Source organism: Paenibacillus sp. BIC5C1 (genome assembly GCF_032399705.1).
In the GTDB taxonomy this organism is placed as follows: Bacteria; Bacillota; Bacilli; order Paenibacillales; family Paenibacillaceae; genus Paenibacillus; species Paenibacillus taichungensis_A.
The window spans coordinates 3697781-3723352 of record NZ_CP135922.1 but is presented as its reverse complement, the minus strand read 5'-3'; the positions used below and the strand labels follow the sequence as shown (position 1 = coordinate 3723352).

General features: G+C 42.6%; 22 protein-coding genes. 17 read left to right on the top strand and 5 right to left on the bottom strand.

Annotated features, from left to right (window positions below):
- The first annotated feature begins 141 nt into the window (after window positions 1-141).
- The 6 genes from RS891_RS16640 to RS891_RS16615 all read left to right on the top strand — a co-directional run bounded on the left by RS891_RS16640 (window position 142) and on the right by RS891_RS16615 (window position 7564).
- A complete protein-coding gene (locus RS891_RS16640) occupies window positions 142-1062 on the top strand; it encodes a ketopantoate reductase family protein (RefSeq protein ID WP_315792406.1) in 921 nt (306 codons plus the stop codon).
- A 363-nt stretch (window positions 1063-1425) separates the two neighbouring features.
- Window positions 1426-2676 (top strand): MFS transporter, encoded by a 1251-nt coding sequence (locus tag RS891_RS16635; RefSeq protein ID WP_315792405.1) that lies wholly within the window; start codon window positions 1426-1428, stop codon window positions 2674-2676.
- A gap of 172 nt (window positions 2677-2848) precedes the next feature.
- On the top strand, window positions 2849-3802 hold the full coding sequence (locus RS891_RS16630) for an MFS transporter (RefSeq protein ID WP_315792404.1): 954 nt from the start codon (window positions 2849-2851) through the stop codon (window positions 3800-3802).
- A gap of 409 nt (window positions 3803-4211) precedes the next feature.
- Entirely contained in the window at window positions 4212-4358 is a 147-nt protein-coding gene (locus RS891_RS16625) for a hypothetical protein (protein ID WP_179132638.1), read from the top strand.
- Between the two features lie 133 nt (window positions 4359-4491).
- A complete protein-coding gene (locus RS891_RS16620; protein WP_113055530.1) occupies window positions 4492-5055 on the top strand; it encodes a GNAT family N-acetyltransferase in 564 nt (187 codons plus the stop codon).
- A gap of 577 nt (window positions 5056-5632) precedes the next feature.
- On the top strand, window positions 5633-7564 hold the full coding sequence (locus tag RS891_RS16615) for a fructose-1,6-bisphosphatase (RefSeq protein ID WP_315792402.1): 1932 nt from the start codon (window positions 5633-5635) through the stop codon (window positions 7562-7564).
- A gap of 186 nt (window positions 7565-7750) precedes the next feature.
- Here RS891_RS16615 and RS891_RS16610 read toward each other — a convergent pair whose 3' ends face one another.
- Complete coding sequence (locus tag RS891_RS16610) at window positions 7751-8674, bottom strand: helix-turn-helix transcriptional regulator (protein ID WP_315792401.1); 924 nt, start codon at window positions 8672-8674, stop codon at window positions 7751-7753.
- A gap of 111 nt (window positions 8675-8785) precedes the next feature.
- Between RS891_RS16610 and RS891_RS16605 the strand changes: the two genes are divergently transcribed.
- The 4 genes from RS891_RS16605 to RS891_RS16590 all read left to right on the top strand — a co-directional run bounded on the left by RS891_RS16605 (window position 8786) and on the right by RS891_RS16590 (window position 12506).
- The gene (locus tag RS891_RS16605; RefSeq protein WP_315792400.1) at window positions 8786-9367 is read left to right on the top strand and encodes an LOG family protein; all 582 of its coding nucleotides are present in this window, start codon (window positions 8786-8788) and stop codon (window positions 9365-9367) included.
- A gap of 494 nt (window positions 9368-9861) precedes the next feature.
- Window positions 9862-10461, top strand: coding sequence for a DUF2239 family protein (locus RS891_RS16600; RefSeq protein WP_113055534.1), 600 nt, complete (start codon window positions 9862-9864; stop codon window positions 10459-10461).
- 64 nt (window positions 10462-10525) lie between these two features.
- The gene (locus RS891_RS16595; protein WP_315792399.1) at window positions 10526-11422 is read left to right on the top strand and encodes an alpha/beta fold hydrolase; all 897 of its coding nucleotides are present in this window, start codon (window positions 10526-10528) and stop codon (window positions 11420-11422) included.
- Between the two features lie 244 nt (window positions 11423-11666).
- A complete protein-coding gene (locus RS891_RS16590) occupies window positions 11667-12506 on the top strand; it encodes a methyl-accepting chemotaxis protein (protein ID WP_315792398.1) in 840 nt (279 codons plus the stop codon).
- 392 nt (window positions 12507-12898) lie between these two features.
- On the opposite strand, the gene RS891_RS16585 is transcribed toward RS891_RS16590, so the two are convergent.
- Window positions 12899-13921 carry an alpha/beta fold hydrolase gene (locus RS891_RS16585; protein WP_113055536.1) on the bottom strand — a complete coding sequence of 341 codons (1023 nt, stop codon included), beginning with the start codon at window positions 13919-13921 and terminating at the stop codon, window positions 12899-12901.
- Window positions 13922-14062: 141 nt separating this feature from the next.
- On the opposite strand from RS891_RS16585, the gene RS891_RS16580 reads away from it, so the two are divergent.
- The 5 genes from RS891_RS16580 (at window position 14063) to RS891_RS16560 (ending at window position 19004) form a co-directional block, all read left to right on the top strand.
- Window positions 14063-14968 (top strand): LysR family transcriptional regulator, encoded by a 906-nt coding sequence (locus RS891_RS16580; protein WP_315792397.1) that lies wholly within the window; start codon window positions 14063-14065, stop codon window positions 14966-14968.
- A 503-nt stretch (window positions 14969-15471) separates the two neighbouring features.
- Window positions 15472-15738, top strand: coding sequence for a CD3324 family protein (locus RS891_RS16575; protein ID WP_315792396.1), 267 nt, complete (start codon window positions 15472-15474; stop codon window positions 15736-15738).
- Between the two features lie 125 nt (window positions 15739-15863).
- Entirely contained in the window at window positions 15864-16838 is a 975-nt protein-coding gene (locus RS891_RS16570; protein ID WP_315792395.1) for a phosphotransferase enzyme family protein, read from the top strand.
- 345 nt (window positions 16839-17183) lie between these two features.
- Window positions 17184-17759 (top strand): TetR/AcrR family transcriptional regulator, encoded by a 576-nt coding sequence (locus RS891_RS16565; protein ID WP_315792394.1) that lies wholly within the window; start codon window positions 17184-17186, stop codon window positions 17757-17759.
- A 204-nt stretch (window positions 17760-17963) separates the two neighbouring features.
- Window positions 17964-19004: an NADH:flavin oxidoreductase gene (locus RS891_RS16560; RefSeq protein WP_181586727.1), complete on the top strand. Its 1041-nt coding sequence runs from the start codon at window positions 17964-17966 to the stop codon at window positions 19002-19004.
- Between the two features lie 360 nt (window positions 19005-19364).
- On the opposite strand, the gene RS891_RS16555 is transcribed toward RS891_RS16560, so the two are convergent.
- Entirely contained in the window at window positions 19365-20690 is a 1326-nt protein-coding gene (locus RS891_RS16555; RefSeq protein ID WP_315792393.1) for a hypothetical protein, read from the bottom strand.
- Window positions 20691-21319: 629 nt separating this feature from the next.
- On the opposite strand from RS891_RS16555, the gene RS891_RS16550 reads away from it, so the two are divergent.
- Window positions 21320-22042, top strand: a complete 723-nt coding sequence (locus RS891_RS16550; RefSeq protein WP_315792392.1) for a class I SAM-dependent methyltransferase — start codon at window positions 21320-21322, stop codon at window positions 22040-22042.
- Window positions 22043-22256: 214 nt separating this feature from the next.
- Here the strand turns inward: RS891_RS16550 and RS891_RS16545 are convergent, their stop codons facing one another.
- Both RS891_RS16545 and gap read right to left on the bottom strand, forming a co-directional pair.
- A complete protein-coding gene (locus RS891_RS16545; RefSeq protein ID WP_315792391.1) occupies window positions 22257-23237 on the bottom strand; it encodes an NAD-dependent epimerase/dehydratase family protein in 981 nt (326 codons plus the stop codon).
- A 173-nt stretch (window positions 23238-23410) separates the two neighbouring features.
- Window positions 23411-24421, bottom strand: coding sequence for a type I glyceraldehyde-3-phosphate dehydrogenase (gene gap, locus RS891_RS16540; protein ID WP_315792390.1), 1011 nt, complete (start codon window positions 24419-24421; stop codon window positions 23411-23413).
- 221 nt (window positions 24422-24642) lie between these two features.
- On the opposite strand from gap, the gene RS891_RS16535 reads away from it, so the two are divergent.
- Window positions 24643-25242: a TetR/AcrR family transcriptional regulator gene (locus RS891_RS16535; protein WP_113055545.1), complete on the top strand. Its 600-nt coding sequence runs from the start codon at window positions 24643-24645 to the stop codon at window positions 25240-25242.
- Window positions 25243-25572 lie beyond the last annotated feature (330 nt).

The following is a 25572-nucleotide window of genomic DNA, read 5'->3' as shown; positions in this document are numbered from 1 at the left end:
CTCCTAATAGCAATAAGATTATCATCCGACAAATCATGAAAAACTGATGGTTGATCAAGAAATAATAAAGATTTACAATCACATCATACAACATGTTGTCGGATAATAGAAACTAATTGTTAATAAATAGGGGTGGCTTATATGTCAGCAAAAAAAGATAGAATTTTAATCTTTGGTGCAGGTGTGATCGGGAGCATGTACGCAATTAAGCTTATTGAAGCAGGGGTTGATGTTACCCTGTTTGCACAATCTAATAGATCTAAATCATTAAGAGAAAATGGCCTGCAATATAAAGAAAAAAATACAGTTAGATCGATAAAAGTGAATGTCATTGATAGGCTCGAAAATGATGATATATACGATTTTATTTTCGTTACCGTTCGTTATGATCGCTCCGAATCAGCTTTGTTAGCACTAAAAGATAATCAAAGCAAAAATATAGTTACGATGACCAGTAATTCGATTGGATTTTCTTCATGGCTGGATATCATAGGGGACAGACTTTTACCAGCTTTTCCCGGTTTCGGTGGACAGATTAAAGATGGCGTATTGCATACTCGATTTCTACCAAAGATTATAGCGGCAACTGCATTTGGAGAAATTAATGGTGTAGTAACAGAGCGCATAGAAAATCTCGCAATATTATTTAAAACAGCAAAGCTTCCTTACGTTATTAAAAAGGATATGCAAGCGTATCTAATTACACATTCCGTATCAGACATTGCCATGTTAAGCTTTTTACAGTCTGGAAATAAGACAATTGACAATAAAACTGCCAGAACCAGAAAGACAGCACGCAAAATAACAGTCACTTTAAAAGCGTATCTAAGGGCAATTCAAAAAGCTGGCGTTTCAATTGATCCGCCAATGCTTAACATGGTTCTTAAATTTCCAAACTTATTTTTGGATCTTGTCTTTATGACATGGCTACGAACTAAGATGGTTAGAGATATGATGTTGCCGGATTATGCGAGTAATGCTAACAATGAGATTATGCAGTTGAGTAATGATTTAATGAAATTTTTAAGTCAAAATGATATCAAACCGGAAATCCTTGACTAAACTAACGGAAACGATAATTGAACAACAACAGCGGCAGTCTAAGACTTTATTTATTAAGTCTTGTTCTGTCGCTGCTTTATTTATTGGATTCAGTCTGAAACTTTATTTTCTCAGAACATCAATTTTCCGAAACACGTAAGGTTGAACACTTGTATAGGCATAGGTAAAAGCCGAGTAGACATAATTAACTGTGTTGGTGAACTGTACATTATCGGGCTGGATCTCTTTTGGGAGACGCACTCTGAAAATTCAGTCTTTAGTATGAGGTGAACGATGTGGAAGTCCGTATAATTAGGAATTGAAAGGAGAGTCATATCTTACTCAAAATGGGAATCTTTTTGAACAAATTGGAGGTTGAAAAGATTGGAGCGGCACGAAAAAAACATGAATGCACCAAGCTTGTTTCGCAATCGGTTCCTGCAGACGATTTTATTATCAAGCGTGCTCCTGCAGGTTGGCATTTGGGTACGTAATTTCGCAATTCTTCTGTACGTTGCGGAGAGAACAAACAATGATCCATACGCTATTTCGCTAATCAGCGTAGCCGAATTCGCACCAATTTTTGTTTTTTCGTTCATTGGAGGTACATTTGCCGACCGCTGGCGGCCAAAGCGAACGATGATCTGGTGCGATTTATTATCCGCGGTATCGGTATTCGTAGTACTTCTGACCATACATTACGGTTCTTGGCACTCCGTTTACCTTGTCGCATTCATCTCAGCTATTCTTTCCCAGTTCTCTCAACCTTCAAGCATGCGTTTGTTTAAGTATCATGTGCCAGAAGAACAGCTCCAGCAAGGGATGGCTCTATTCCAATCACTGATGGCCATCTTCATGGTGCTTGGTCCTATGCTCGGAACCTTCGTATACAGCACACTTGGCCTTGAAATATCAATCGCTGTCATGGGCCTGGTATTTCTGCTCTCTGCACTCGTTCTTATTCGTCTGCCAGAAGATCAAATGCAATCTCAAACCGTCGCTGTAAAAGGGCAGTTCCGTAAAGAATTCATTGAAGGCTTCCGCTATGTTTGGCGAAGCCAAGTACTGCGGATGCTCGGACTGGCATTTATTCTCGCGGGACTGGCTGTTGGCGTAGCCCAAGCGCTCAACCTGTTTATCGTAACGGAGCGGCTGGGCAGAAGCAAGGAATTCCTGCAGTATCTGCTAATGGTTAATGGTGCAGCTATGCTGATTGGTGGTGGGATCGTGGCCGCTTTCGCCAAGCGGGTTCCGCCGCAGATTCTTCTCGCAATAGGTATGATCGCAGGCGCAATCTGCACAGCCATTGTAGGGTATTCGACAAGCGTGCCACTCACCCTGACCGTTCAATTTCTGAATGGACTTGTTTTCCCGTGCATTCATATTGGGATCAGCACAATGATTCTGAAATGGTCAGACGCTTCGATTGTCGGCCGGGTGAACGGGGTTTTGAATCCGATGTTCGTTGGCATGATGGTCGTTTCCATGTCTTTCGCTGGCGCATTAAAGGGAGCCTTTTCGCTTGGTACAATCTATAGTGGTGCAGGATTATTATTTCTTCTTGGCGCACTGGTCATGGTTCCAATCATGAACCAAAAAGCGCCTGATAATACACATATTGCACAAGAGACATAATTTCGCGATATCTATAAAATTTTAATGAGAAGAGCCGGTCATGAAGAAGTGATCGGTTCTTCTTCATTTCCTGGGGGTAAGCCCGCCAGAGTCATAGTGATAAAAAAATTGAAGATGATTATTTTGCTGGAAATGTGCCGCTATTATAGCGGCTTGAAAGAAGAGGTACAAAATGGATGGTAACTATGGGGGTATTACTTTCATTGGTGCAACATCTCCTTGGATGTTATATTTGGCAAGAGCAGTAGAAGGAATTGCTTTAGGCGCTTTTATGGGAACAAGTAATGCATTATTATTACACCACACTTCCCAGCAGCATATAAAACGTTCGCTCGCTTATTCCAGTATGGCGACTTTATTGGGATTCGGTCTAGGTCCAGCAATTTGTGGATTGATTGTCCAATACTCTTCGTTTAGTTCTGAAATTTTTCCATACGTGGTATTACTCGTTCTGTTATTGATTGCGATGGGATTATTACTTTCTTTACCACCTACGAATGAAAAGAAAAATAAGCAGACTCCGATTCGACTTCGACTTGGAATCCCCTCGAAATCCCGAACGATGTTTATATTTTTTGTTTGCCCCGCTGTGTTTGTAATGCTTGCTTTAAATGGGGTAGTTATCTCTCTAATTCCAACATTTGTTCACACCATTTTACACTCGAATAATCTGGCTTGGTCTGGTTTGTTACTTCTTATTTTTCTTGGTGGTGGAGCAATTGCACAACAGATTGCATGGCCAAGTCGAACCAATCATCGTATTCAAGTAGGAATTGTTTTGTTGCTCATAGGTGCCTGGGTTATGATTTCGGCAGGATTCACATCAAGTATGTTTTTATTAATTGTCGGAATGATTATGTTAGCCATTGGTAATGGTTGGACATTTCAAGCAAGTATGCAATTAGCTGGCAGTTTAGGAGAACCTGCCGAACGTCCTACCATTATTTCCACGTATTATCTTGCGGGCTACACTGGGATGGCAATTCCTACGATTGGTGTAGGTTCATTATCAACGTTCGTAGGACTTTTACCTGCGCTTATTGTTTTCGGAACTATTGTTACAATCGTCGGTGCAGGGATTATTGCAGTTCCGAAAATTTCAGCTGCCGTCCTCCCGGACGCTTAAAGGACAGGCAGCCCTTATTTTGTCTATCGCTACGGTACGGAAGCACAATTTGAATAGGCGAGGCAACGATACGTTGCCAATCTAAGGGAAGCGAAGAAAAAGCAATATGAGGATGCGGTCATCAAGTTACAAGCGGATGGAAGCAGTCCGATCAGGCTTGGAGAAGATTGAGCATAATTGACGGGGTTAGTCGACAACTTTATTTTCTGCGCCTAATACTATATTTTATTTGAACACAAGGAAAAAATCCTTTTACAATCATTGTCAGTACGTTATAATACAATCACCAGGTGGATTACCTAAGAAAAAAAGTGAAATATTGTAATCATATTACCGCAGTCATGTAGTCACCCTGGGCTCGTAATAGTCTTGAGTTGTTTATTACATAATACATATTGGAGGTTTGATTATGGTCAAGAAGAAAATTTCCACAGCTCTCAGCGCAGCTTTAATCGTTTCCATGCTGGCTACTGGCGTGATAGTCGCTATCCAAGGTAAAACAACGTTAGAGGTAGCGAAGACAGCTGGGGATAAAAAGGTTGAAGTTATTAAATAAACGTCGAGGGACGAGAACATATTCCCATTAAAGTCGCTATTATAGCGGCTTTTTATTTTATCGGAAACAACCGGTATTGAATATCATCTAGAAGTAGAGCTCGGAACGCTACTTTTATCTGGAGGCGAATGAGATGCAGGAATTAGAGTTTACTACTATAGAGGAGTGGGATGAAGCATTGTGGGCGCAGATGGAGCGGATCTATCATGAAGCTTTTCAAAGCGGCGCTAAGACAAAAGCGATTCTGCACAGTATGCTGGACCGGGGGATTGGTTATTTACACATGGGCGTGCATCATGGAGAAGTGGTTGCAATGGCTGTTACTGGACTGGAGGGGCAGGCTGGGGAGCGCATCCTGATCATCGATTACCTCGCGGTTGAACAGAAGCTGCGCGGGTTGGGCATTGGGACCTGGATGCTAGATCAGCTCAGAGACTGGGCGTTAAAGGAACACGGGATCAAAGGTATGATTATCGAGGCGGAGTCCGGGACAACGGAGGCTCATCAGGAACGCATTCAGTTCTGGCAACGTAACGGGTTCATCCTGACTTCCTATGTCCATCAATATAGAATGGTGCCAGAGCCGTATCAAGCAATGATGCTGCCACTGGATAAAAGCACGCATGTGCCTGATGACGGTGAAGCACTGTTTCGTTATATTAATGCTTTTCACAAAGTTGCTTACCGGAAGAGTTAGACCGTATTCAAGGGACCAGCAAGGAAATTTGAGTAGAGATTGGCTGACTGATTTTCCGACTTAATGAAAGAACTTCAATAATTGTCGAAGGACAAGAACATATTCCCATGGAAGTCGCTATTTTGGCGGCTTTTTTATTTTATCGGTATATATCGGAGCTGGGATTTAAGCAAACCAGATGTGGTCAGTGTGAAACACTTATAGGTCCAGTAAAACTTTTATGACACTTCCATTGAATGGCATCTTAATTAATTTAAGTTTTACCGTTTTTCAAAATAACTGAAGAGCAGTTGTATCATTAAAATTCACTTTGGGCTTAATTAATGAAATTTGTTCATATATGCGAAACTGGAGTATGATGGGGAAGGCAATGTTGATAATCACTATATAAATAATTTTATTTTTATTGTGAACCATACAGTAAGAGATACCAAAAACCTAATGTTTTTCTTTTTAACTATTGTTCAATAGAATTGTTCTTGAAAATTTCCTATAAATTAATGCCACATATGGAGCGATATCTTCGAACATTATTAATCTGTGCATCACCATACTTCCTTGAAGGGGGACATCTGTTTTGGATGAGCAGTTTCTAGATTTATTAGCCGAGAAATATGATACGGAAGAAAAAATCATAACAGAGATCATCAACCTTGAAGCGATCTCCAATCTCCCTAAGGGAACCGAGCATTTTGTAAGTGATTTGCATGGGGAGTTCCAGGCTTTTCAACATGTACTAAGAAACGGTTCGGGTACCGTCAAAGAGAAAATCAAAGAATTATTCCGGGAGGCTTGGACGGATCAAGAAATCAATGAGTTTGCGGCGTTGGTTTATTATCCGGAAGAAAAAATACAGCTGGTTATAGGGGAACTGAGCAATAAACAGGCTTTGAACCAGTGGTATAGACAAACGATTGAACAAATGCTTAAGCTTATTTCTTATGCCTCTTCCAAGTATACGCGCTCGAAATTGCGTAAAGCTCTGCCGGAGCAGTATGTGTATATTGTAGAAGAGCTTCTATATAAAACGGATTCGACCAACAATAAGGATCCCTATTACGAGGAAATATATCGGCAAATTATATCCTTGGGCCAGGCGGACAAGCTCATTATTGGCCTTGCTTATACGACCCAGCGTCTGGTGGTTGACCATCTTCATGTGGTTGGAGATATTTATGACCGGGGGCCGGACCCCGATAAAATTTTGGATACACTAATCAACTATCATTCTGTAGATATTCAGTGGGGGAACCATGATGTCCTCTGGATCGGTGCCTACGCGGGTTCTCTGGTCTGCCTTGCGAACATTATCCGGATCTGTGCCAGATACGACAACCTGGACATCATTGAAGATGTATACGGAATTAATCTACGTCCACTGCTAAACTTGGCGGAAAAATACTATGAAGACAATCCGCCCTTTAGACCTAAGCTACAGGCTGGCCATAACGTATCTGAGCAGGAAATTCTTCAGATCACCAAAATTCACCAAGCCATTGCTATGATCCAGTTTAAACTTGAAATCCCGATTATCAAGAGACGCCCAAACTTTAATATGTCTGAAAGACTGTTGCTGGAACAGATTGATTACGACAAAAATGAAATTAAAATCTGCGAAAAAACGTACCTGCTGGAAAACACCTGTTTCTCAACCGTAAATCCAGAGAAGCCTGAACAATTGCTGGAGGAAGAACGTCAGGTGATGGAAAAGCTGCTGTTCTCCGTTCAGCATTCCGAAAAGCTGGCCAGACATATGAATTTTCTCATGAAAAAGGGTAGCCTTTATTTAAAATACAACGGGAATTTGTTAATCCACGGCTGTATTCCTTTGGATGAAGAAGGAAATATGGAAGAAATGCAGATTGAAGACAAGACATATGCGGGCCGTCAATTGCTAGATGTTTTTGAAGATTATTTACGTTATGCCTTTGCGCATCCGGAAGAGACAGAAGATCTAGCGACAGATATGGTATGGTACATCTGGACAGGGGAATGTTCCTCGCTCTTTGGAAAGAGAGAAATGACCACTTTTGAACGGTATTTTATCCAAGATAAAGAAGCACATAAAGAGAAAAAGAATCCTTACTACCATTTACGTGAAAATGAAGAGATCTGTCGAAAAATCTTGCTGGAGTTTGAATTGAATCCGGATCATGGACATGTCATTAACGGCCACACGCCAGTCAAAGAAAGTCGTGGAGAGAACCCTGTTAAAGCAAACGGAAAAATGATTGTGATTGACGGCGGTTTTTCCAAAGCCTATCAATCCACAACGGGTATTGCCGGATATACCTTGTTGTACAATTCCTTTGGCATGCAGCTCGTCGCCCATAAGAAATTTAATTCAAAAGAAGATGTGCTATGTAACGGAACGGACGTGTTATCTGTAAAAAGATTGGTGGACAAAGAACTGGAGCGGAAGCTGGTGAGGGAAACCAATGTCGGGGAGAAGCTGCTGCAGAAAATCTCAAAATTGAAGGATCTACTAGAATATCGCTACATGAAATGAAACGATTGCTAAAATAGACACCTGAATCAACCTTTTCAGTGCAATTTGATGTAGACGCTCGTATTGGGCAGGGAAGTAATAATCCCCTGCCTGTGCGATCCTTTTTTTTACAGAGCTATTTAACACGAGGCAGGAGACATTGAAGCGTGTAATAAAGGTGCCGATGGAATAAATCGATGCGTTTTTTTAATTGGAATAGACTTTGTAAATACCCTCAATTCGTTTGGTCAACTCGCTTCTTACATGTTCAGGCTCGATACACTCGCATTTGTCCCCAAAGCTAAGTAAATGAGTATATCCATGATCATTTGCAATGAAGGGGAACTTGGCTATCCACTTAGCTCCTTCATAGAGTCGAATGTTCTTCTCTCCACAGTACTCCCTCATATAAGGAATAAGTGATTGGTCAAAAAGCAGAGTTAAGTGTATGAGTTCTTTCTCCGTTATATCTAAAACCTCGTCTTCAATTTGTCTTTTCTTAAATGTATCATGGTGAGTAACAAGAGAAGAAATGCGGGAAACCTTAAACATTCGGAACCCCCCTTTCTCTGTACAAAATCCTTGCATATACCACACAGAATTCTTCAATACTAATCGGCAAGGCTCAATGGAGAGTTCCAACGGAGTCATACCTTCAAAAGGATCTAGATATTCAAATGTAATTAAGCGGTCTTCTTCAATTGCGGTTCTAATTTGCCCCAATTCAGGTGGTTTGACAGGAGTACTTCCGAACCAAGGTGAAGGATCAATGGCTATTAGTTTATCTACCAGTCGATTTTCGTTTTCCGAGATCAAAGATTTCACTTTAGCAATGGCATTCAAGACTTCATCGCTAGAAACAGTTGAATGGATACTGTTCAATCCAAGTATTAAAACTAATATCTCCGCTTGCGTAAAGATCTTCTTCTCAAATTTGTAACGTTCCATAATACTGAAGCCCCCATTCACACCAGGGGAAGAGGTGATTGGAATTCCAGCTTTAGTAATAGTTTCGATATCTCGAAAGATAGTACGAGGAGTGACCTCAAACATTTTCGCTAATTCAGAGGAACTCACTTTTTTACGTTCTAACAAAAGTAACACTATCGATAAAATTCTTTCAATTTTCACGGAGATCCCCCAAAATTTTTAATCTAATTATGACATAATGATGTCATAGTTTCACCTGTAATATATAGAAAGTATGAAGCATTTAACAAAAGAAATGGAGAAAATGTAACTATGAAATCAATCGCTGTATTCTGTGGTTCCAAAGAAGGAAAATCTGCAATTTACAAAGAAGCTGCAATAGAACTGGGTCATGAACTAGCCAGACGCGAAATCACCCTGATTTACGGAGGCGCTATTACTGGACTCATGGGAGAAGTTGCTAATGCGGTGTTGGAAAAAAGGGGCCGTGTAATTGGAGTGCTTCCTCATTTTTTACAGACTCGTGAGATTGCGCATAAAGGTTTGACTGAACTTATTATGGTCGATTCTATGCATGAACGTAAAGCCAAAATGGCTGAATTAGCAGATGGATTTATTTCACTCCCAGGTGGGCCAGGGACATTGGAAGAATATTTTGAGATATTTACTTGGGGCCAGCTTGGCCTGCATCAAAAGCCTTGTGGTTTATTGAACGTTAATCAATACTTCGATCCCATTGTATCCATGTTTAATGTTATGGACCGGGAACGTTTCATGCAACCGAACGTTCGTGATATGGTCTTATTAGATCAAACTCCGGAAGGGATACTTAATCAATTTTCAATGTATACTGCTCCTCCTGTCAGAACGTATCTCACGGAAAAACGTACTTGATTAAAGCATTCACTAAAGAAAAGACAGCAGTGTCCCGATGACGTGAGACTGATTTAAACAGTTTCAAAATAATTTACCTTAGTTAAGTCAAGGAAAGATCATCTTAACTTTTTACGAACAACTCTCTATTACGCTAAAGAAAAACGTTAGATCGATAAAAAAATTTAACTGTCGAGGATCAGAACATATTACCATTGAAGTCGCTATTTTAGCGGCTTTTCGTATATACAGCGGACATCAAGTCTTTTGCTGATTCAGTATCCATGTTTATAAAAAATTGATTCCTAAAAAACAGCCCCCAGCGGCTGTTTTTTGTTATGACCTGGGCGAGTACGTACGTCAATGCGAATATCGAGGATTTTACAACAAAGACTATTCAAATCAAAATCTGCTGTTGATATCTGGATGTGAAATGAATAATACCCGGGTAATATTGATTTTATTATTTTACCCGGGTATAATGATTGAGGAAGAAAGAAAAAGGAGGGATAACAATGCAGGCTTCACCTGCTCAAATAAGCTGTACTGCTTTTTTAGAGAAAGATTGTTTTGCCAAAGGCACATTACATTACGTTGTCGGAATTGTAAAAGATACCTTGGAGGACAGTAAGTTCGTACAATTGCTTATTTTTGACGATTTGACGGGTAAACCACTAGATATTGATTTTCGTGGAAACACAGCTGAGGTGCTTGAGCGATTAAACAGCCAGGCTGGACATATATCGGATACGAAAGAAAATGAACAACCCTCTCGCAGGGTTGGCCGTCCCAAGTTGGGCGTGGTGTCTGGTGAAGTTACTTTGCTTCCCAGGCATTGGGACTGGCTTAAAGCTCAACCCGGAGGGGCCTCTGTAACGCTGCGAAAACTGATTGATGAAGCTCGCCGTATGGGAGAGAACGAAAGTAAAGTTCGCGTCGCACAAGAAGCAAGTTATCATTTTATGACGGCAATGGCTGGCGATTTCCCTCAGTATGAGGAGGCTTTGAGAGCATTGTATGCCGGGAACGAGGATCTCTTTTATGGATTAATTGATGATTGGACACCTGATATCAGAGACTATATTAAAACTTTAGCCAAGGGTGCATTCATATAGGAATAGAGTTAGGAGCATTTTGGTGAAACCGCAGACTATACATCAATTTAAGGAGAATAGCACAATGAATATGTTAATAAAAGTAAACGGTATTGATCTCGCCTATGATAGCTATGGCAACGAAAAGGACGAAACCATTCTTCTGATTGCCGGGCTTGGAACCCAAATGATCCGGTGGACCGTTCCATTTTGTGAGATGTTGGCGGCGCGCGGATTTCGAGTCATTCGCTTTGATAATCGTGATACCGGCCTATCCACACACTTTAGCCATTACGCTACGTTAGATTTTGAAGCACTTGCAAAAACTCTGATGTCGGGACAGCGCCCGGATATTCCATACACGCTCAACGATATGTCTGATGATACGATTGGACTGATAGATGCTCTTGGAATACAAAAGGCACATGTCGTTGGACGCTCGATGGGCGGCATGATTGCTCAGCTTGTTGCCAGCCGATATCCGGAGCGTATTTTATCTCTTACTTCCATCATGTCAACAACAGGAAATCCCGAACTCCCACCAACATCGCCTGATGTAATGGCGTTAATGACTCGTCCGGCACCAAACCCAATGGAGGATGAAGCAGGATACTTAGCTCATAGTGTTGCTTTTGCCAGACGTATTGCCGGTACAGGTTATCCATTTGACGAGAACGAATATCATTCAATTATTCGAGAAGAGGTTCAGCGAGCTTATGATCCGGGGAGTGTAGGGCGGCAAATTGCAGCTATTGCTGTTTCTGGAGACCGGCGTCCTCAATTGGCAAAAGTAAATGTTCCATCATTAGTAATCCATGGGGTGGACGACCCTATGTTTGTCCCAGCATGCGGAAAAGACACGGCTCATGCCATCTCTGGTGCAGAATTCATGTTACTTGAAGGCATGGGACATGATCTTCCGGCACAGTTGTTTGAAACTGTTGTTGATGGAATCGTACGGACAGCCCGACGCAAACGATAGCATCATGAAAAGAAAGCTTGAGTTACGACAGGTACCCGCTTAACTGCGAACACATATATAGCCAGTTTGAAGCCGTCCCACTCTGTGGGATGGCTAAGTTGCTTTTGTCCATGTATTGACCTCAGAGTTGACAATATGAACGTGAAGCATGCAAGTTCCGCTTAACAATGAAATAACATTTTAGAGGTACAATATTCTAGAGTACATAAAATGGATTTATTATGCGGACAGAGGAGAGGTTCGATTGGAATCTACAGTAAGTCGCTCTGAATTATTGGAGAGTATATTCAAAGCTGCACCGTTTTTTGCCCAGCTCTGCCAGGAAGAAGATATTGCTCTAGCTATCGCTGATAAAGAGAAAATGATATTTTATTCGCCGGATCGCAGCAATCCGTTGGATGTAAAACCAGGTTCAATGATCTCGAAAGGTCAAGGTATAGAAATGGCGATGACGACCAGACAGATGGTCATTAAGTCTATTCCGAAAGAAGTGTTTGGCATCCCATCGCGTACGATTGCTATTCCTATAATCGATGAAAGCGATGAGGTAGTGGGCGCGATTGCGTTCGGAGTTAGCTTGGCTAGGCAGTCCAAGCTGTCCGACTTGGCAGAACTGCTCGTCTCGGCTAATACACAAATTACGTCAAGTATGAGCAATTTGCTGGAAACGTCCAAAGAGCTTCGGGAAGCACAGGAATCGATGAGCAAGTCAGCGGATCAAACGAAGAAAGAAGTTCTTGAGACAATGAAGATAACTGATTTGGTAAAAAAGATCGCCTCGCAGACAAACATCATTGGACTTAATGCTGGTATTGAAGCGACACGTGCAGGCAGCGCAGGTAGAGCGTTCCAAGTGGTAGCTAACGAAGTGCGCAAGCTTGCCGGCGATAGTGTGAATGCGGTACAGCAAGCCGAAGAGCGTATCGGCCGCATGAGGGAGAAGGTTGAGACTATTCTCTCCAAGACCTCCACGGTCGATGCGACGGTGCTGCGTCAGTCTGTTGAATTCAAGGGAATTGAAGAGACGTTAGCCAGTCTAAATGATTTGTCGAAACGCTTACTGGAAGCTTCGAGATATTTTTAAGTAAACTAGGGAAGTTTTTGGTCTTGCGGCTTCTATGAAAAATATTGTTTTCTAGATAGCGTATCCATCAGACAATACCATATTCAAAAAGACCCCCAATCAAATGAGTTGATTGGAGGTCTTTTTGTTTCATTGAACAATCCGGCTCGGTTTTAGAACTTATAAAGTGTTCGGAGCCACCGGTACGGCTATCTTGGTTAGTGTGATGAGCAATGGGGCTGAGAAGTTCATGAAAAGTGCTGAGAACCCAAGTGACACATCGCTTGTACCATTTGCAATGACTGCCCGTGTGCATGATGCTCTCATTTTCGGGATGATTATTGCGCTTGTCTGACGGGTGTTTTCTTCTTCCTCATTTCATCCAACTTGTTAAAAATAAGTAAGAGAACTATTCATGAACGCTCAGTGCTAAGTGACAACAAGTGTTTTAGATTGTCATCAATAAATTGATTATCAGCACGGTTGATTCCACGACCGGCAAAATGGCCCCATATCGATTGGATTGGTTTCAAGGCAGCATTAGGTATACGCTTAGCTTCGTATTCATTATCGTCCGCTGTACAGAAGAGATCCGTGCTTCCCGGCATGATACAGGCAAGAGCTTTTATGCTCTGAAGTGCATTATCAAAATCTCCGTTATAGGAGGGGTTTGCACTGATATCTGCATGTTGGCCTGTCCATAACATTGCAAGAACATTATGAGGATCCATATTCATAAAGCTATCTTCCCAGACACCAGCTACAAAATCCTCCAAAGTGTCAAATCCCATCTCACGGTAAAGCTCTTCTCTATAAAATGCATGTGATAGTCCCCATCCCGCATACACCCGACCAACCGCACGCATGTCTGTAGAACTTAGTTGGTTTAATTTACTAGAATCGAAGCCGACTGCAGATAGCAGCGAAGCTTTCACGCCTTCCAGGACCACAAATGTGTGAGGCCAAGGTTTGGCGATGCCTCCGAAAGGTGCGATTCGTTCGACCATCTCCGGGTAACTTGCCCCCCATTGAAATGCCTGAATGCCGCCCATCGACCACCCGACGACGAGAGCAATCTTTTGAATGCCGAATTTTTCGGTCAGCAGTTGGTGCTGGAATCGAACGTTATCATAGATGGTTACCTGTGGAAAGTTAGCCCGATCGAATGGAGGAGGCGTGTTACTGGGAGAGGAAGATAGCCCATTGCCCAGCAAATTGGGAACGATAATAAAATATTTCTCTGGATCGATTGCCATCCCGCTGCCAATGAGCCATTCATTCTGAACATGCTGATCCCCAAAAGCCGTTGGATAGACAATAACATTATCCTTCTGTACATTTAATTTTCCGTATGTTTTATAAGCAAGAAAAGCATCTGGTAACGTCACTCCTGATTGTAAGAGTACATCACCCAAATTAAAAATTTCATAGTCCATCGTATAGTCGCTCCCTTCAAAATGAAATCACATGTTCACTGTGATCTCTTGTGCTCAGTATAGAGCTATGATACTCTCAATAAAAGTGAATATAATTCAAGATAGTATTCAATAAAATTGAAAGATGAAGGGGGGCATTGGATGGAATTACGTCAACTGAATACGTTTTGTACGGTTGCAACAACATTGAATTTCACGCGGGCAGCAGAAGTGCTGAGCTACGTTCCTTCCAACGTCACGATGCAAATTAAAGCCTTGGAAGATGAGCTAGGAGTTCGCCTCTTTGATCGGTTAGGCAAGCAACTCGCGCTCACAACTGCGGGTAAACGCTTTTTAACACACGCCCAAGGCGTTCTTGAAAAAATGGACGAAGCTCGTAGTGCTGTCCATGATAATGAACTTCTAAGTGGTACCTTAACAATAAGTGCGAATGAGGTGATTTGTTCCTACCGGCTTCCACCTGTCTTTCAACGGTTTCGTTCGCAGCATCCGGGAGTTCGTCTAATCTTCCGCTCAGTTCCGAATCAAGAGCTCAAGCAAACACTCTTTGAGGGAACCACGGATATTGTTTATATGTTGGATGAACCCATTCGTTCGAGTGGACTTTCCGTGGAACCTTTGCTGGAAGAACATTTCCGATTGTTAGCTGCTCCAGATCACCCACTCGCTAGACGAACTGTGCTGCAATTGGAAGATTTTCATGAAGAAGTGTTCCTGACGAATGAGAAAGGTTGTCCATATCGAACGATGTTTGATCGGTCATTTGAGAAAGAGGGCATTGATAGCATCACGTATCTAGAGTTTCAAAGTGCTGAAGCCATTAAACAATGTGCAATTTCAGGAATCGGTATTGCCTTTCTTCCTGAGATCGTCGCGGAATCTGAAATTGAACGCGGTGAACTTGTTGCCCTCCCATGGCAAATTCCGGACTTGCGGGTATATACGCAAATGTTGTGGCACAAAGACAAGTGGCTTTCACCAATCATGTTATCTTTCATTGAAGCAACCAGGGGAGTTTTTGGTTCACAGAATGAGAATAAACTGTAAGCCTATGTATAAATGAGGCATATAGCAGGCAGCGTTTAGCACACGTGGTTAAGGACGGTAGCACCCATTCGTCTACTTTATCTTTTGATTTTTAACCTTGAACACAAAAAAAGTCCCCTCTACAACTACAGTATTAGACTGATGTTTTATTGAACTTAACCAGTTAGACATGCAAGCAACAGTTCAACTCCAGAAGCCGTAGTAAAACAAATAGCCGCGGTTTTCGGGGTATTTGTGCGGTAAGGAAATATCCGAGAAATAGTAATTACGAATATTTGGGAAGTGTTACATTTATAATTTTGAGAGGGAGGGTTACAACTGATGGGAAAATCCACAATCTGCTCCATGCAAAGTCTATTCTATAAACAACGGCGGTTGTTTGTATGGAGCAAGAACGAATGATATTTAAACCGCTGAATCATCTCTGGTATGATGTTTACTGTTTATAGAATGACTTTGCTCCCTTAAATTTTTTAAAAAAAGTTTTAAGGAGCAGAGCTATCATGAAATATGTAAATGCAGACACTATCTTTCCGGAAGAGTTGCTAAAAGAAATTCAGAAGTACATTCATGGCCACATGGTTTATGTCCCGACCCCTGAAAAATTGCACAAAAAATGGGGAGAAAAATCGGGGAGTAGAGAACAGCTAAGTCTAAGAAATGAAACGATCCGTCAAACATATTTCAATGGAAAGTCGATCGATGAACTCTCGGAAGAATTCGGTCTTTCCTACGAAAGCATTAAGAAAATCATTTACTCTAAAAAATAGATTCACTTGTAAGTCACATCGAGCTTTCCGATGTGGCTTTTTGTGTAGAATTTAATTCTGAATCAAATTAAGTATATTTTCAATCAGCACCTTTTGTTACCATTAAATTAAAGGGGAGAGGTTATATGGATAAAAAGATTAAACTACTATACACACAAGATATATTGAGACAGTCCGCGCAATGTTTTGGAATACGTGAAGACTCAATTTTCGAATTAAATGGGTTTCAAAATTTCGTTTATTCCGGGGTAATTGGAAATCGAGAAGTTATTTTACGAATTGCCCATGTCACACATCGGAATGAATTATTAACCAGAGCGGAACAAGAGTTTATCACGTTCCTGGCTGATCGCGGAATGAAAGTAGCGAAGCCCATTCAGTCTTTATCAGGGGATTTTATTCATATAATTGACGAATCCTTTGTTGTGACAGCTTTTGAGAAAGCACCCGGCAGAAATGCAGTAATAGCCGAGGAGAGCAATACGTTTTATGAGAATATCGGTCAAATGGTCGGGAAAATACATAAGTTTTCACTTCATTATTCGTCCCAACATTCACGCTATGAATGGAATGATAATGCCCTATTAGCCTCATTTAAGAAGTATTGTCCGTTAGAATTACACGATAACTTTGATCGTTTAATTACTGAGGTTAGCGCTTTACCCAAGGAAAAAGATACGTACGGTCTTATTCATGGGGATATCAGCCCTGGCAATTATCTTAATGATGGGGACAAAGCCTTTGTTATTGACTATGACGATGCGGAATATAGCTGGTTTGTTTCTGATATCGCTACACCATTATTTTATGAAATCCCTATTCCGTGGGTTGTGTCTGGAGATGTAAGAAAGGAGATTGCAAAGCGTTACTATTGCAATTTCTTAAACGGCTATTGTAGGGAAAACACCGTGAGTCAAGGTTGGTTAAACAAAATCCCATTATTTATTAATTTAAGGCAAACTAGAGTTTTAGCCGCATTCTATAGAAGCAGAGATTTTAACGCTCCTGATTGGAGCGAATGGGATGAGCAAGCCCGACGCTTCTATTATGAAAATTTGTTAAATAACACTTCCTATATTGATATGGACTTTTTGTGTTAACGGGTACGATAATTTAACAAAGGCAGAAAAAGAAGGGCCATCCCACAAAGGATGGACTTTAAACTTGCCGTTACAGACAGCGCCGAGAACCGTAATAAGTGTGATTCAAATTAACAGCATAGAACCTTAGAGTTATAGATTCTCAGCAATGCAGCTACGGCAACGATAAGAATATGAAATTTAAGGAAGATATTTCCATATGATTCGATGATCGAAACTTTTCGGTTAACTGGGGAATTGGATAGGGACGGGGATTATGTTTATCCATTGTAACCATCCTTTTTGAGATATGAAGTAAAATGATCAGTTATTGACTGCATGGTCAATAACTGATATATTAATCCCATGAGCAGACCAAGAGAATTTGATGTTGATCGTGTATTACACCAGTCTATGGAAGTGTTTTGGAATCAAGGCTTCAAAGCAACTTCTTATGAGGACCTTACGCGTACTACAGGAGTTAAAAAGCAAAGTTTGTACTGTGTTTTTAAAGATAAGCGATCGTTGTTCCTGAAGGCACTGGCACTTTACCGTGAACAGGTTATAGCGAAACTGAAGGAGATTGAAGCCCTAGATTCGTCTCCAGGTGATAAACTGGATGCATTACGATATTCCCTTTTAGACGATGAAACTGGCTGCCAAGGGTGTCTAATTGTGAATGCATCACTCGAATTCGGAACAGATGACGAGCAGGTCACACGTGAAGCTGAGCTCATGGTAGAAGAGGTTCAACTGGTATTAGAGAAGATCATAAGTAGTGGTCAGAAACAACAGTTAATTTCCAACCGGTATACGAGTATAGAGCTTGCATCTTATCTAAATAACACGATTTTTGGTGTGAGAGTTATGGAGAAATCAGGTTCATCCCGTGAACAGATCGAGACGGTTCTGCGTACTTCATTTGGCATGATCATGTCTTGATCTTTTTTTGTGAAATTCTTGACTTCGAAGTCAAAAATGATTAAAGGCGGATTAATGCACCACGAAACCTTGAAGGAGGTGGGGTTTTTCGATAAAAATCGTGTATTGATTCATTTGGAAGTAACGTCTAGCTGTTAACCAGGCTGGTTGCTGTTTAACATCTCCTAGGTCAAATTATATAAAACGAAATATGTGGAGGTTATTATGAATTATTCTCAATCCGTAGAAGCATTGTTCCAACCTATAGAGTTAGGTCACTTGAAGTTATCCAATCGGATCGTGATGGCGCCGATGACGCGTCAATTTTCTCCGGAGGGTATCCCGGGTTCGAATGTTGCGGGCTATTACCGCCGCAGAGCTGAGAACGCAGTGGGGCTTATTGTGACGGAAGGGACGATAATTAATCACCCGGATGCATCCAATCAAGCCAATGTGCCGCACTTTTATGGCGAAACTGCAATGAATGGTTGGGCACATGTTGTATCTGAAGTACATGAAGCTGGCGGTCGAATTATTCCGCAGATCTGGCATATGGGAGCCAAAGGTCATGTTAATGATTATTCGGAAGCTGAGATTACTACTATCGTTCAGGAATTCGCACAAGCAGCTTCAGAAGCGAAACGCGTTGGGTTCGATGGTGTTGAAATCCATGGAGCACACGGCTATCTGATCGACCAATTCCTGTATGAGAAAACCAACTCTCGTACGGATCGTTACGGTGGAGATATGATGGCTCGCACACGTTTTGCAGTTGAAGTGATTGAGGCTTGCCGTGAAGTAGTGGGACCGGAATTTCCGATTGTACTGCGTTTATCTCAGTGGAAGACAGATGATTATCAGGCTAAATTGGCTGAAACACCGGAATTACTGGAGCAGCTTCTAGCACCGTTGGTTCAAGCCGGAGTCGATATCTTCCACTGTTCCACACGCCGTTTCTGGGAGCCAGAATTCGAAGGGTCTGATCTGAATTTTGCAGGATGGACCAAAAAACTGACTGGCAAACCGACAATCACCGTTGGATCGATTGGTCTTGATGGTGACTTTACAAGTCTGTTCACAGAAGGTAAAGGCGCAAGTAACGTCGGTATCGATGGATTGGTACAACGACTTCAGAATGATGAGTTTGATCTGGTTGGTGTAGGACGTGCTCTTCTAGTCGACCCTGAATGGGCTAAAAAAATTCAAGAAGGACGTACCGATGATCTGGTTCCATTTACGAGAGAGGCACTGACCGTACTTACTTGATTGCAGTTATACTCATTGGCATCGATAATCTCTAGACGAATAAAATCTTCATAATTGTTTCAATTAATAAGACATAACACAACCTAAAATCAACACCTTTCAATAAACTAGGTTTGTTAGCACCATGGTGGCTTCGACCTGAAATTTTATCAGTTTTCAAATATGCGATGCTGGCCTTGTTGAAACAACAGAAAACGTTAGCTTAATAAAACCAAGAAAGCAGCTGACCAACGTGATCAGCTGCTTTTGGTTCAACTAACGGACACAGAATAGGTGAATTGTGGTGGTCCCACATCGGCACGCAAAAATCTAGGCTACCCGCAGCGAGGTGTTCGTGGGGGTTGCCTAGTTTTGTTGCGGTTACAAGCTGTAATCAATATCTTCGTAAGCGCCTGTGAGGGCGTTTATGTACACGTGAGTAACGCCTTCGATTCCATTGACGAAAAATGCGTATACAAGCTTGCTGTTGTGGATCTCCAGCTTTGGCTTACCTGAGACGTTTACTTTTGGACCGAGATTCTCAGAGGCTTGCTTCGCTGTCAGTTTCGGGTGAAGTGGAAAGGTTTTATTGTAATTGTAAAAATAATTATACGCATTAAAGCTCTTTAACGCACCAGTACGGCGATCAAACTCCCATAAGACTTGCATCTGCGGAATGGAAACTTGCTCCCGAACCGGAATATAAGTGATATGAATTGAGGTACCTTGTATTTCTTTAGCTACTATTGTCAGACGTTCGTCAGACCAACGCGCCATCCAGGTTTCTGCAACCGCGATAGCCTGCTTTAAGTCCATAGATTGCTCCAGAGCTCCTTCTTCGGAAGTCGAGCCGTCGCGTGTCACTTGGAGCACATGTCCGCTTTTACTCAGTGTTGCAATATAGGAGCTGGTTGGTTTTCCAGCGGTGTCTGATAATTTGAAATCCATGACTTCTCCTAATTGGGGGCTGCTCCCGCCTGAGACCATGTTGACGATTTGCTTACCTGCTCCTTTATTCCAAGCTTCTCCCATGAAGATTTTCGCTTTTGCCGCAAGCTCCGTAGCCTTATAAGTGGTTTCACTGGCGAAAACGGTTCCTGGCTTCGGAGGTGCGTAAGGATTCTGATTGTACAGGAACTCGTTAAAGGCTTTATTGCCGTACGTGGAGACCGAGTCGAGTTGAGACAAGGCCTCTTCCATTTCGGTCGAGATCCGTTCTATATCCGATAAAGAAATATCATCGCCTTTCTCTCTCATCAAATCAAGATACGGTAGGGCTGTCCTTGCGAACTTTCTCAGACGCTGAATTTGGTCTAATTGATCCGGGTTGAGCGAAATTTCCCTCTCGTTAGCGGGATAGGCCAAGTAGCGACTGCCGTTCGTGATAAACGATTCGTACGCTGGCCAAGATTGAAAGTTCGTTGTAGCGGATGCACTCCTTACTAATTGCAATATAAGATTAGCATTTTCAATCGCAGATTGAAGTGCTGCTTGCCGATCTGCAAACGTAGGTGCCGCAAGGGACTCCGCAAGCGCATAGTCGAAATTGCCCAAGTAGATCGATTGCATATGCGACCAGTATTGCGTATTGCGCTGTTGTTGCTGCTCCCATTGTCGATTATTCTGATGTTCCGTATAACTCAAATACGTGCCCGCTAGTGTCGTCGCGCAAAGCAGACCAATGATGGATTTAGTGAGAACTTTCATGTCTATTAAAACTCCCATCTTTGTCTTGATAATGCTTATCCACTTTAACAAAGAAGAGAACACAGTTTAATAAGTAAATATTACCAATAAAAGAAATTGAGCAGATGAAGGATCAGTCTTCTTCCGGTGTTGCATTCAGATACAACTTTGATGAGCGCAATTCATCCAGTAGCATTGTGTATTAACTCTTAAATAAAAAAAACGCTCATCCGACGGGTGAGCGGTTTTTAAGTGTTTTTGTCCCATGGTGAGGACAAGAACACTGTGTCATTTCGGTTTAGTTAATTATCTAAATAGTATCATGATGTAGATCATCTGGCGAGATAGAAGCACAGGAGCGCGGGAACATCTATATTGAATGCGAATTACATAATGATTTTATACGGAGTATTAGTACAGGGAATTGAAGCAAGAGAGTGTTTTGGATAATTCGTTTTCGTTACCTTTAGAACGGATCAAAAGCGAACCAGAGGTGCTTGCTTCCAATTGACCGGTTTTACTATGTAGAAAGCTGAATTCTGGCGAGGAGAAATTCAACGAGAGTATGTGGGAAATTTAATTAAATTAGGACATTTGTTAATGGAAAATCATGGACTTAAGCCCTGATGGGAGAAGGGAAAGATGTTTGCGTGAACAGCAAGGAAACCAACGGTGCTTCGTACGAAAGTGTGACAGATCAGCAGCTTCAGGATCAGTTGAAATATTATAAAGAACGAGCTCCAGAGTATGATGACTGGTGGTACCGTCGAGGCACATTTAATCAAGGAGACGAAGCCAACCAAATCTGGTTTGATGAGATCAGTACGATTAAGGATGCTTTTAAAGCTGAACATTTTCATGGTGACTTTCTTGAACTTGCGGCGGGGACTGGCACTTGGAGTAGTCTGTTCTTAAAAGAAGCCCTTATATTGACCATTGTAGACGGTTCAGAAGAAATGCTTTCGCATAATCCGGTAGTATCTGACCCCAATGTAAGAACGATCATTGCAGATCTTTTCAGTTGGTCTCCGGATCAGTTATACGATTCAGTTGCTTTTACTTTTTGGATATCTCATTTACCCAGAGAGAGACTGACGAACTTCTTCACCATGGTATCACGCTGTTTGAAGCCTGGAGGGAAAATGTTCTTTATCGACGATCGAGAAGTAGAAGGAACCCGTGAGTCTCATGTAGTGGGGACAGCTGGGCAAACGATGGTTCGGAAGCTTAATAATGGTAATCATGCTACTATAGTGAAGAATTTCTTTGGCGATAAAGAGATTGAGCAAATTGCTGCTAGTGTGGGAATTGAATTGCATGTCCAATACACCCCTAAGTACTTTCAGTATGGGATAGGGTCCAAAACGGTCTAAAGCAGCAATCCCATACTTAATAAAGTAATCACTAAACTAACGAAGCACGTTAGTCAACAAATAAAGGAGCAGTATCGCCGGGGGCGGCTGCTCCATTTTTTATTACGCTAATAGGCTTTTGTTGATCCAGTAGTGCTCATGCTTACCAAATTGAACAAAATAGCTAGCCCAGAGAACAACTTACCAGCGATTGCCGGCATTTGCCCTCCAAACCCTATCGTCGAGCAGATGGTTCATTGTAACTTTGCAAGCCGGCATCGCGCAAAGTTCTTCCGACATAGCCTAACTCTCGACGTGCAGCGGCATCGTTGACGGTGAACTCACGCCCAATCATGCGTATCATCGAGCGTGAAATCGGCGGATCGCCGTCTTTCCGCGTGACGGTCCAGATCGTGTCGAACAGCCGGCCAATGGTAGAGATGAACCAGTAGGACAGCGAACGCATCTTATCGATGGACAAGCCCTGCAAGTTCGCAAGCGAGGCGACGAACTCGCGGAAAGTCTGCTCTTCCTGGTCTTTGATGAAGAAGGCATGACCGCCTTCTCCGCGTTCAAGAGCGCATTGTATGGCTTCAACCACATTGTCTACATGGCAGGTTGAAAAAGGGTAATCGCCGCGGTCGATGAACGCGAACTGTCCAGATCTGACTGCTTCGGGAAGCGCTCGGCTAAACGGATCACCAGGCCCCCAGATAGCCGGTGGGCGAAGCGCGATCGTACGAAATCCGGGTTTGTTGGCTGCCAGAACCAATGAGTCTGCCCGTGCCTTGCTCGCCAGATAGGCGGAGAAGTGGTTCGGGAAAGTCTGCGCGCTTTCATCAGCGTTGCAGATGAGCGTACCGCCGTTATCCATGTGGATCCCCGCCGCGCTGATGTAGACGAATGTCTTCGCACAGGCGGACTCGGCTGCCTTCAGCAAGGCTGCGGTGCCTTCGACGTTGGTACGAAAGAAGGGTTCGCGAGGTCCTGAAAAGCGGAAAAGGGCGGCTGCATGTACAACCGCATCGATCTCCGGTAACACGAATGGCTTGCTGCTTTCGAGATCGGCATAGACCGGCGTCGCACCCATGGCCTTAAGTTTGGCATGAAATGATACGGAGCGAGTGAGGGCGAAAATCTGGTGACCATCCTCCACGAGCTTCGGAATCAGGCGGCCGCCGAGCAGGCCGGTGCCTCCTGTGACGAGAATTTTCATTGTAATCGTCCTTTCGGTTCGGAATTCAGGATAGACCGCATGGCTCCGACGGATTGATGGTATAGCTCAACCGACTCGTCTCCCGTCAAAACCAGACTCATGCCGAACAATCGATCATCGTACTGTGGAGCGCATCCTTCATAGAGTTTTCCTTCTCTCCATCTTTTGATTATTTATCTAGCGATCTTAGCAAAGTGCTCCAGAGTACGAACCAATTGGGCTGTATAAGACATTTCGTTATCGTACCAAGCTACGGTTTTCACCAATTGCTGGTCACCGACAGTCAGAACTTTCGTCTGCGTGGCGTCGAAGAGCGAACCTAATGTGATGCCTTTGATATCGGAAGATACAATTTCGTCTTCCGTGTAGCCGAAAGTTTCTGGATCGGAAGCTTCTTTCATAGCAGCGTTAACTTGCTCTACCGTTACCTTAGTATTCAAAACGGCAACGAGTTCAGTCACAGAACCTGTTGGCACAGGTACACGTTGAGATGCCCCATCCAGTTTGCCCTTCAGTTCCGGAAGAACCAGGCCAATGGCTTTTGCGGCACCTGTGGAGTAGGGTACGATGTTCTCCGCTGAGGCGCGCGCAGCTCGGAAATCGCCTTTTGGATCCGGAGCGTCAAGCGTGTTTTGGTTACCCGTGTATGCGTGAATGGTCGTCATCAGCCCGGATTGAATACCAAACTTGTCGTGCAGAGCTTTAGCCATAGGGGCCAGGCAGTTGGTTGTGCAAGAAGCGCCGGAAATGACGGTTTCCGTTCCGTCCAGTGTGTCATGGTTCACGTTGTATACGATGGTTTTCATGTCGCCTGTAGCAGGAGCGGAAATGACGACTTTCTTCGCTCCGCCTTTCAGGTGAAGCTCGGCCTTTTCTTTTGTAGTGAAGAAGCCTGTACATTCGAGAACAATATCAACGCCAAGCTCTCCCCAAGGAAGCTCTTCAGGATTCCGCTTAGCCAAAACCTTAACCTCTTTGCCGTTTACTTTGAAGGTTCCGTCATGGACTTCAATGACACCATGAAAAGTGCCTTGCGTCGTATCATATTTGAGCAGATGAGCTAACATTTTAGCGTTCGTGAGGTCGTTAATCGCTACAACCTCGACGCCTTCCACATCTTGAATTCGGCGAAAAGCGAGTCGTCCGATCCGTCCAAAACCGTTTATACCAACTTTTACAGTCATTAAAAAATCCCCCAATAAGTTTTGTTTATTTCAATAAGCGAATGCCAGTAATGCAATAAAAATGGGCCAGCGCTATTTCATTCTAGAATGGCCTGTTGTATAATGTATAAAGAGACCGATCGGTATCTTTATATTAGCATGATATTAGTGAATTGCAAGGCGAAAATTGAATAATTCATTTAAAACAAAAGAAATAAAAAAAGCTTTATACGGAGGAACTCATGAAAAAAGGGGACAGAACACGGGAACATATCATTATGAAATCGGCTGAAATTTTCAATCAGAGAGGATATGCCGGTACATCGCTAAACGATATTATTGCCGACACAGGAATTAAGAAGGGGGGCATCTATCGACATTTTGCCAGTAAAGACGAGATAGCGTTGGAAGCTTACAATTATGCTGCCAGTATGGTCGCCAGTAAATTTTCTGAAGCGGTCGATCAAGAGCAGTCTGCAACAGGAAAGTTGGTTGCTTTTTTTCGTGTCTATGAGAATGTCGTCAACGATCCCCCATTTATTGGCGGATGTCCCATGCAGAATACAGCTGTAGAAAGTGACGATACTCATCTGGAGCTTTGTGGTCAGGCAAAGCAAGGGATGCATAACTTCTTGGATATGATGAAGAGTATTATTCGTGACGGCATTCAAGCTGGAGAGTTTAGGGAGGATCTGGATGTGGATGCGCTAGCATCATTTGCATTTTCCTTGTTGGAAGGAGGGATTTTACTCAGTAAGTTGGATGGGGATAACAAGCACATGCTGATGAATATAAAAATCTTCTCGTCCTATTTGCAGCAATGCTGCTTAAAGATCGGTTAATCTGGCGGACTGCACATCGGAATAGAGCTAGGCATCATCGATGACTCCTTGCGGAAGGGTTCTGGGCGTATGGCGATATTCAAGCCGCTTCCAACGTCTATGTAGAAGGTTTACTTGCAACGAAATAGTGGTTACTAGAGAGCGCCTAATCAGGTGCTCTTTATTTTTTCATTTTGTACACGATGATTTAATTTATATAGACAGCTATTCTTATGCCGCAGCTCATCTCTATCTTTCTATATACGTGTAGAGAAAAATACGACTTATGTTTCCGGTTATTTATTCCACCATTCGCAAATATATAGTGTTTATTTCGGTGGCTAGACTCTA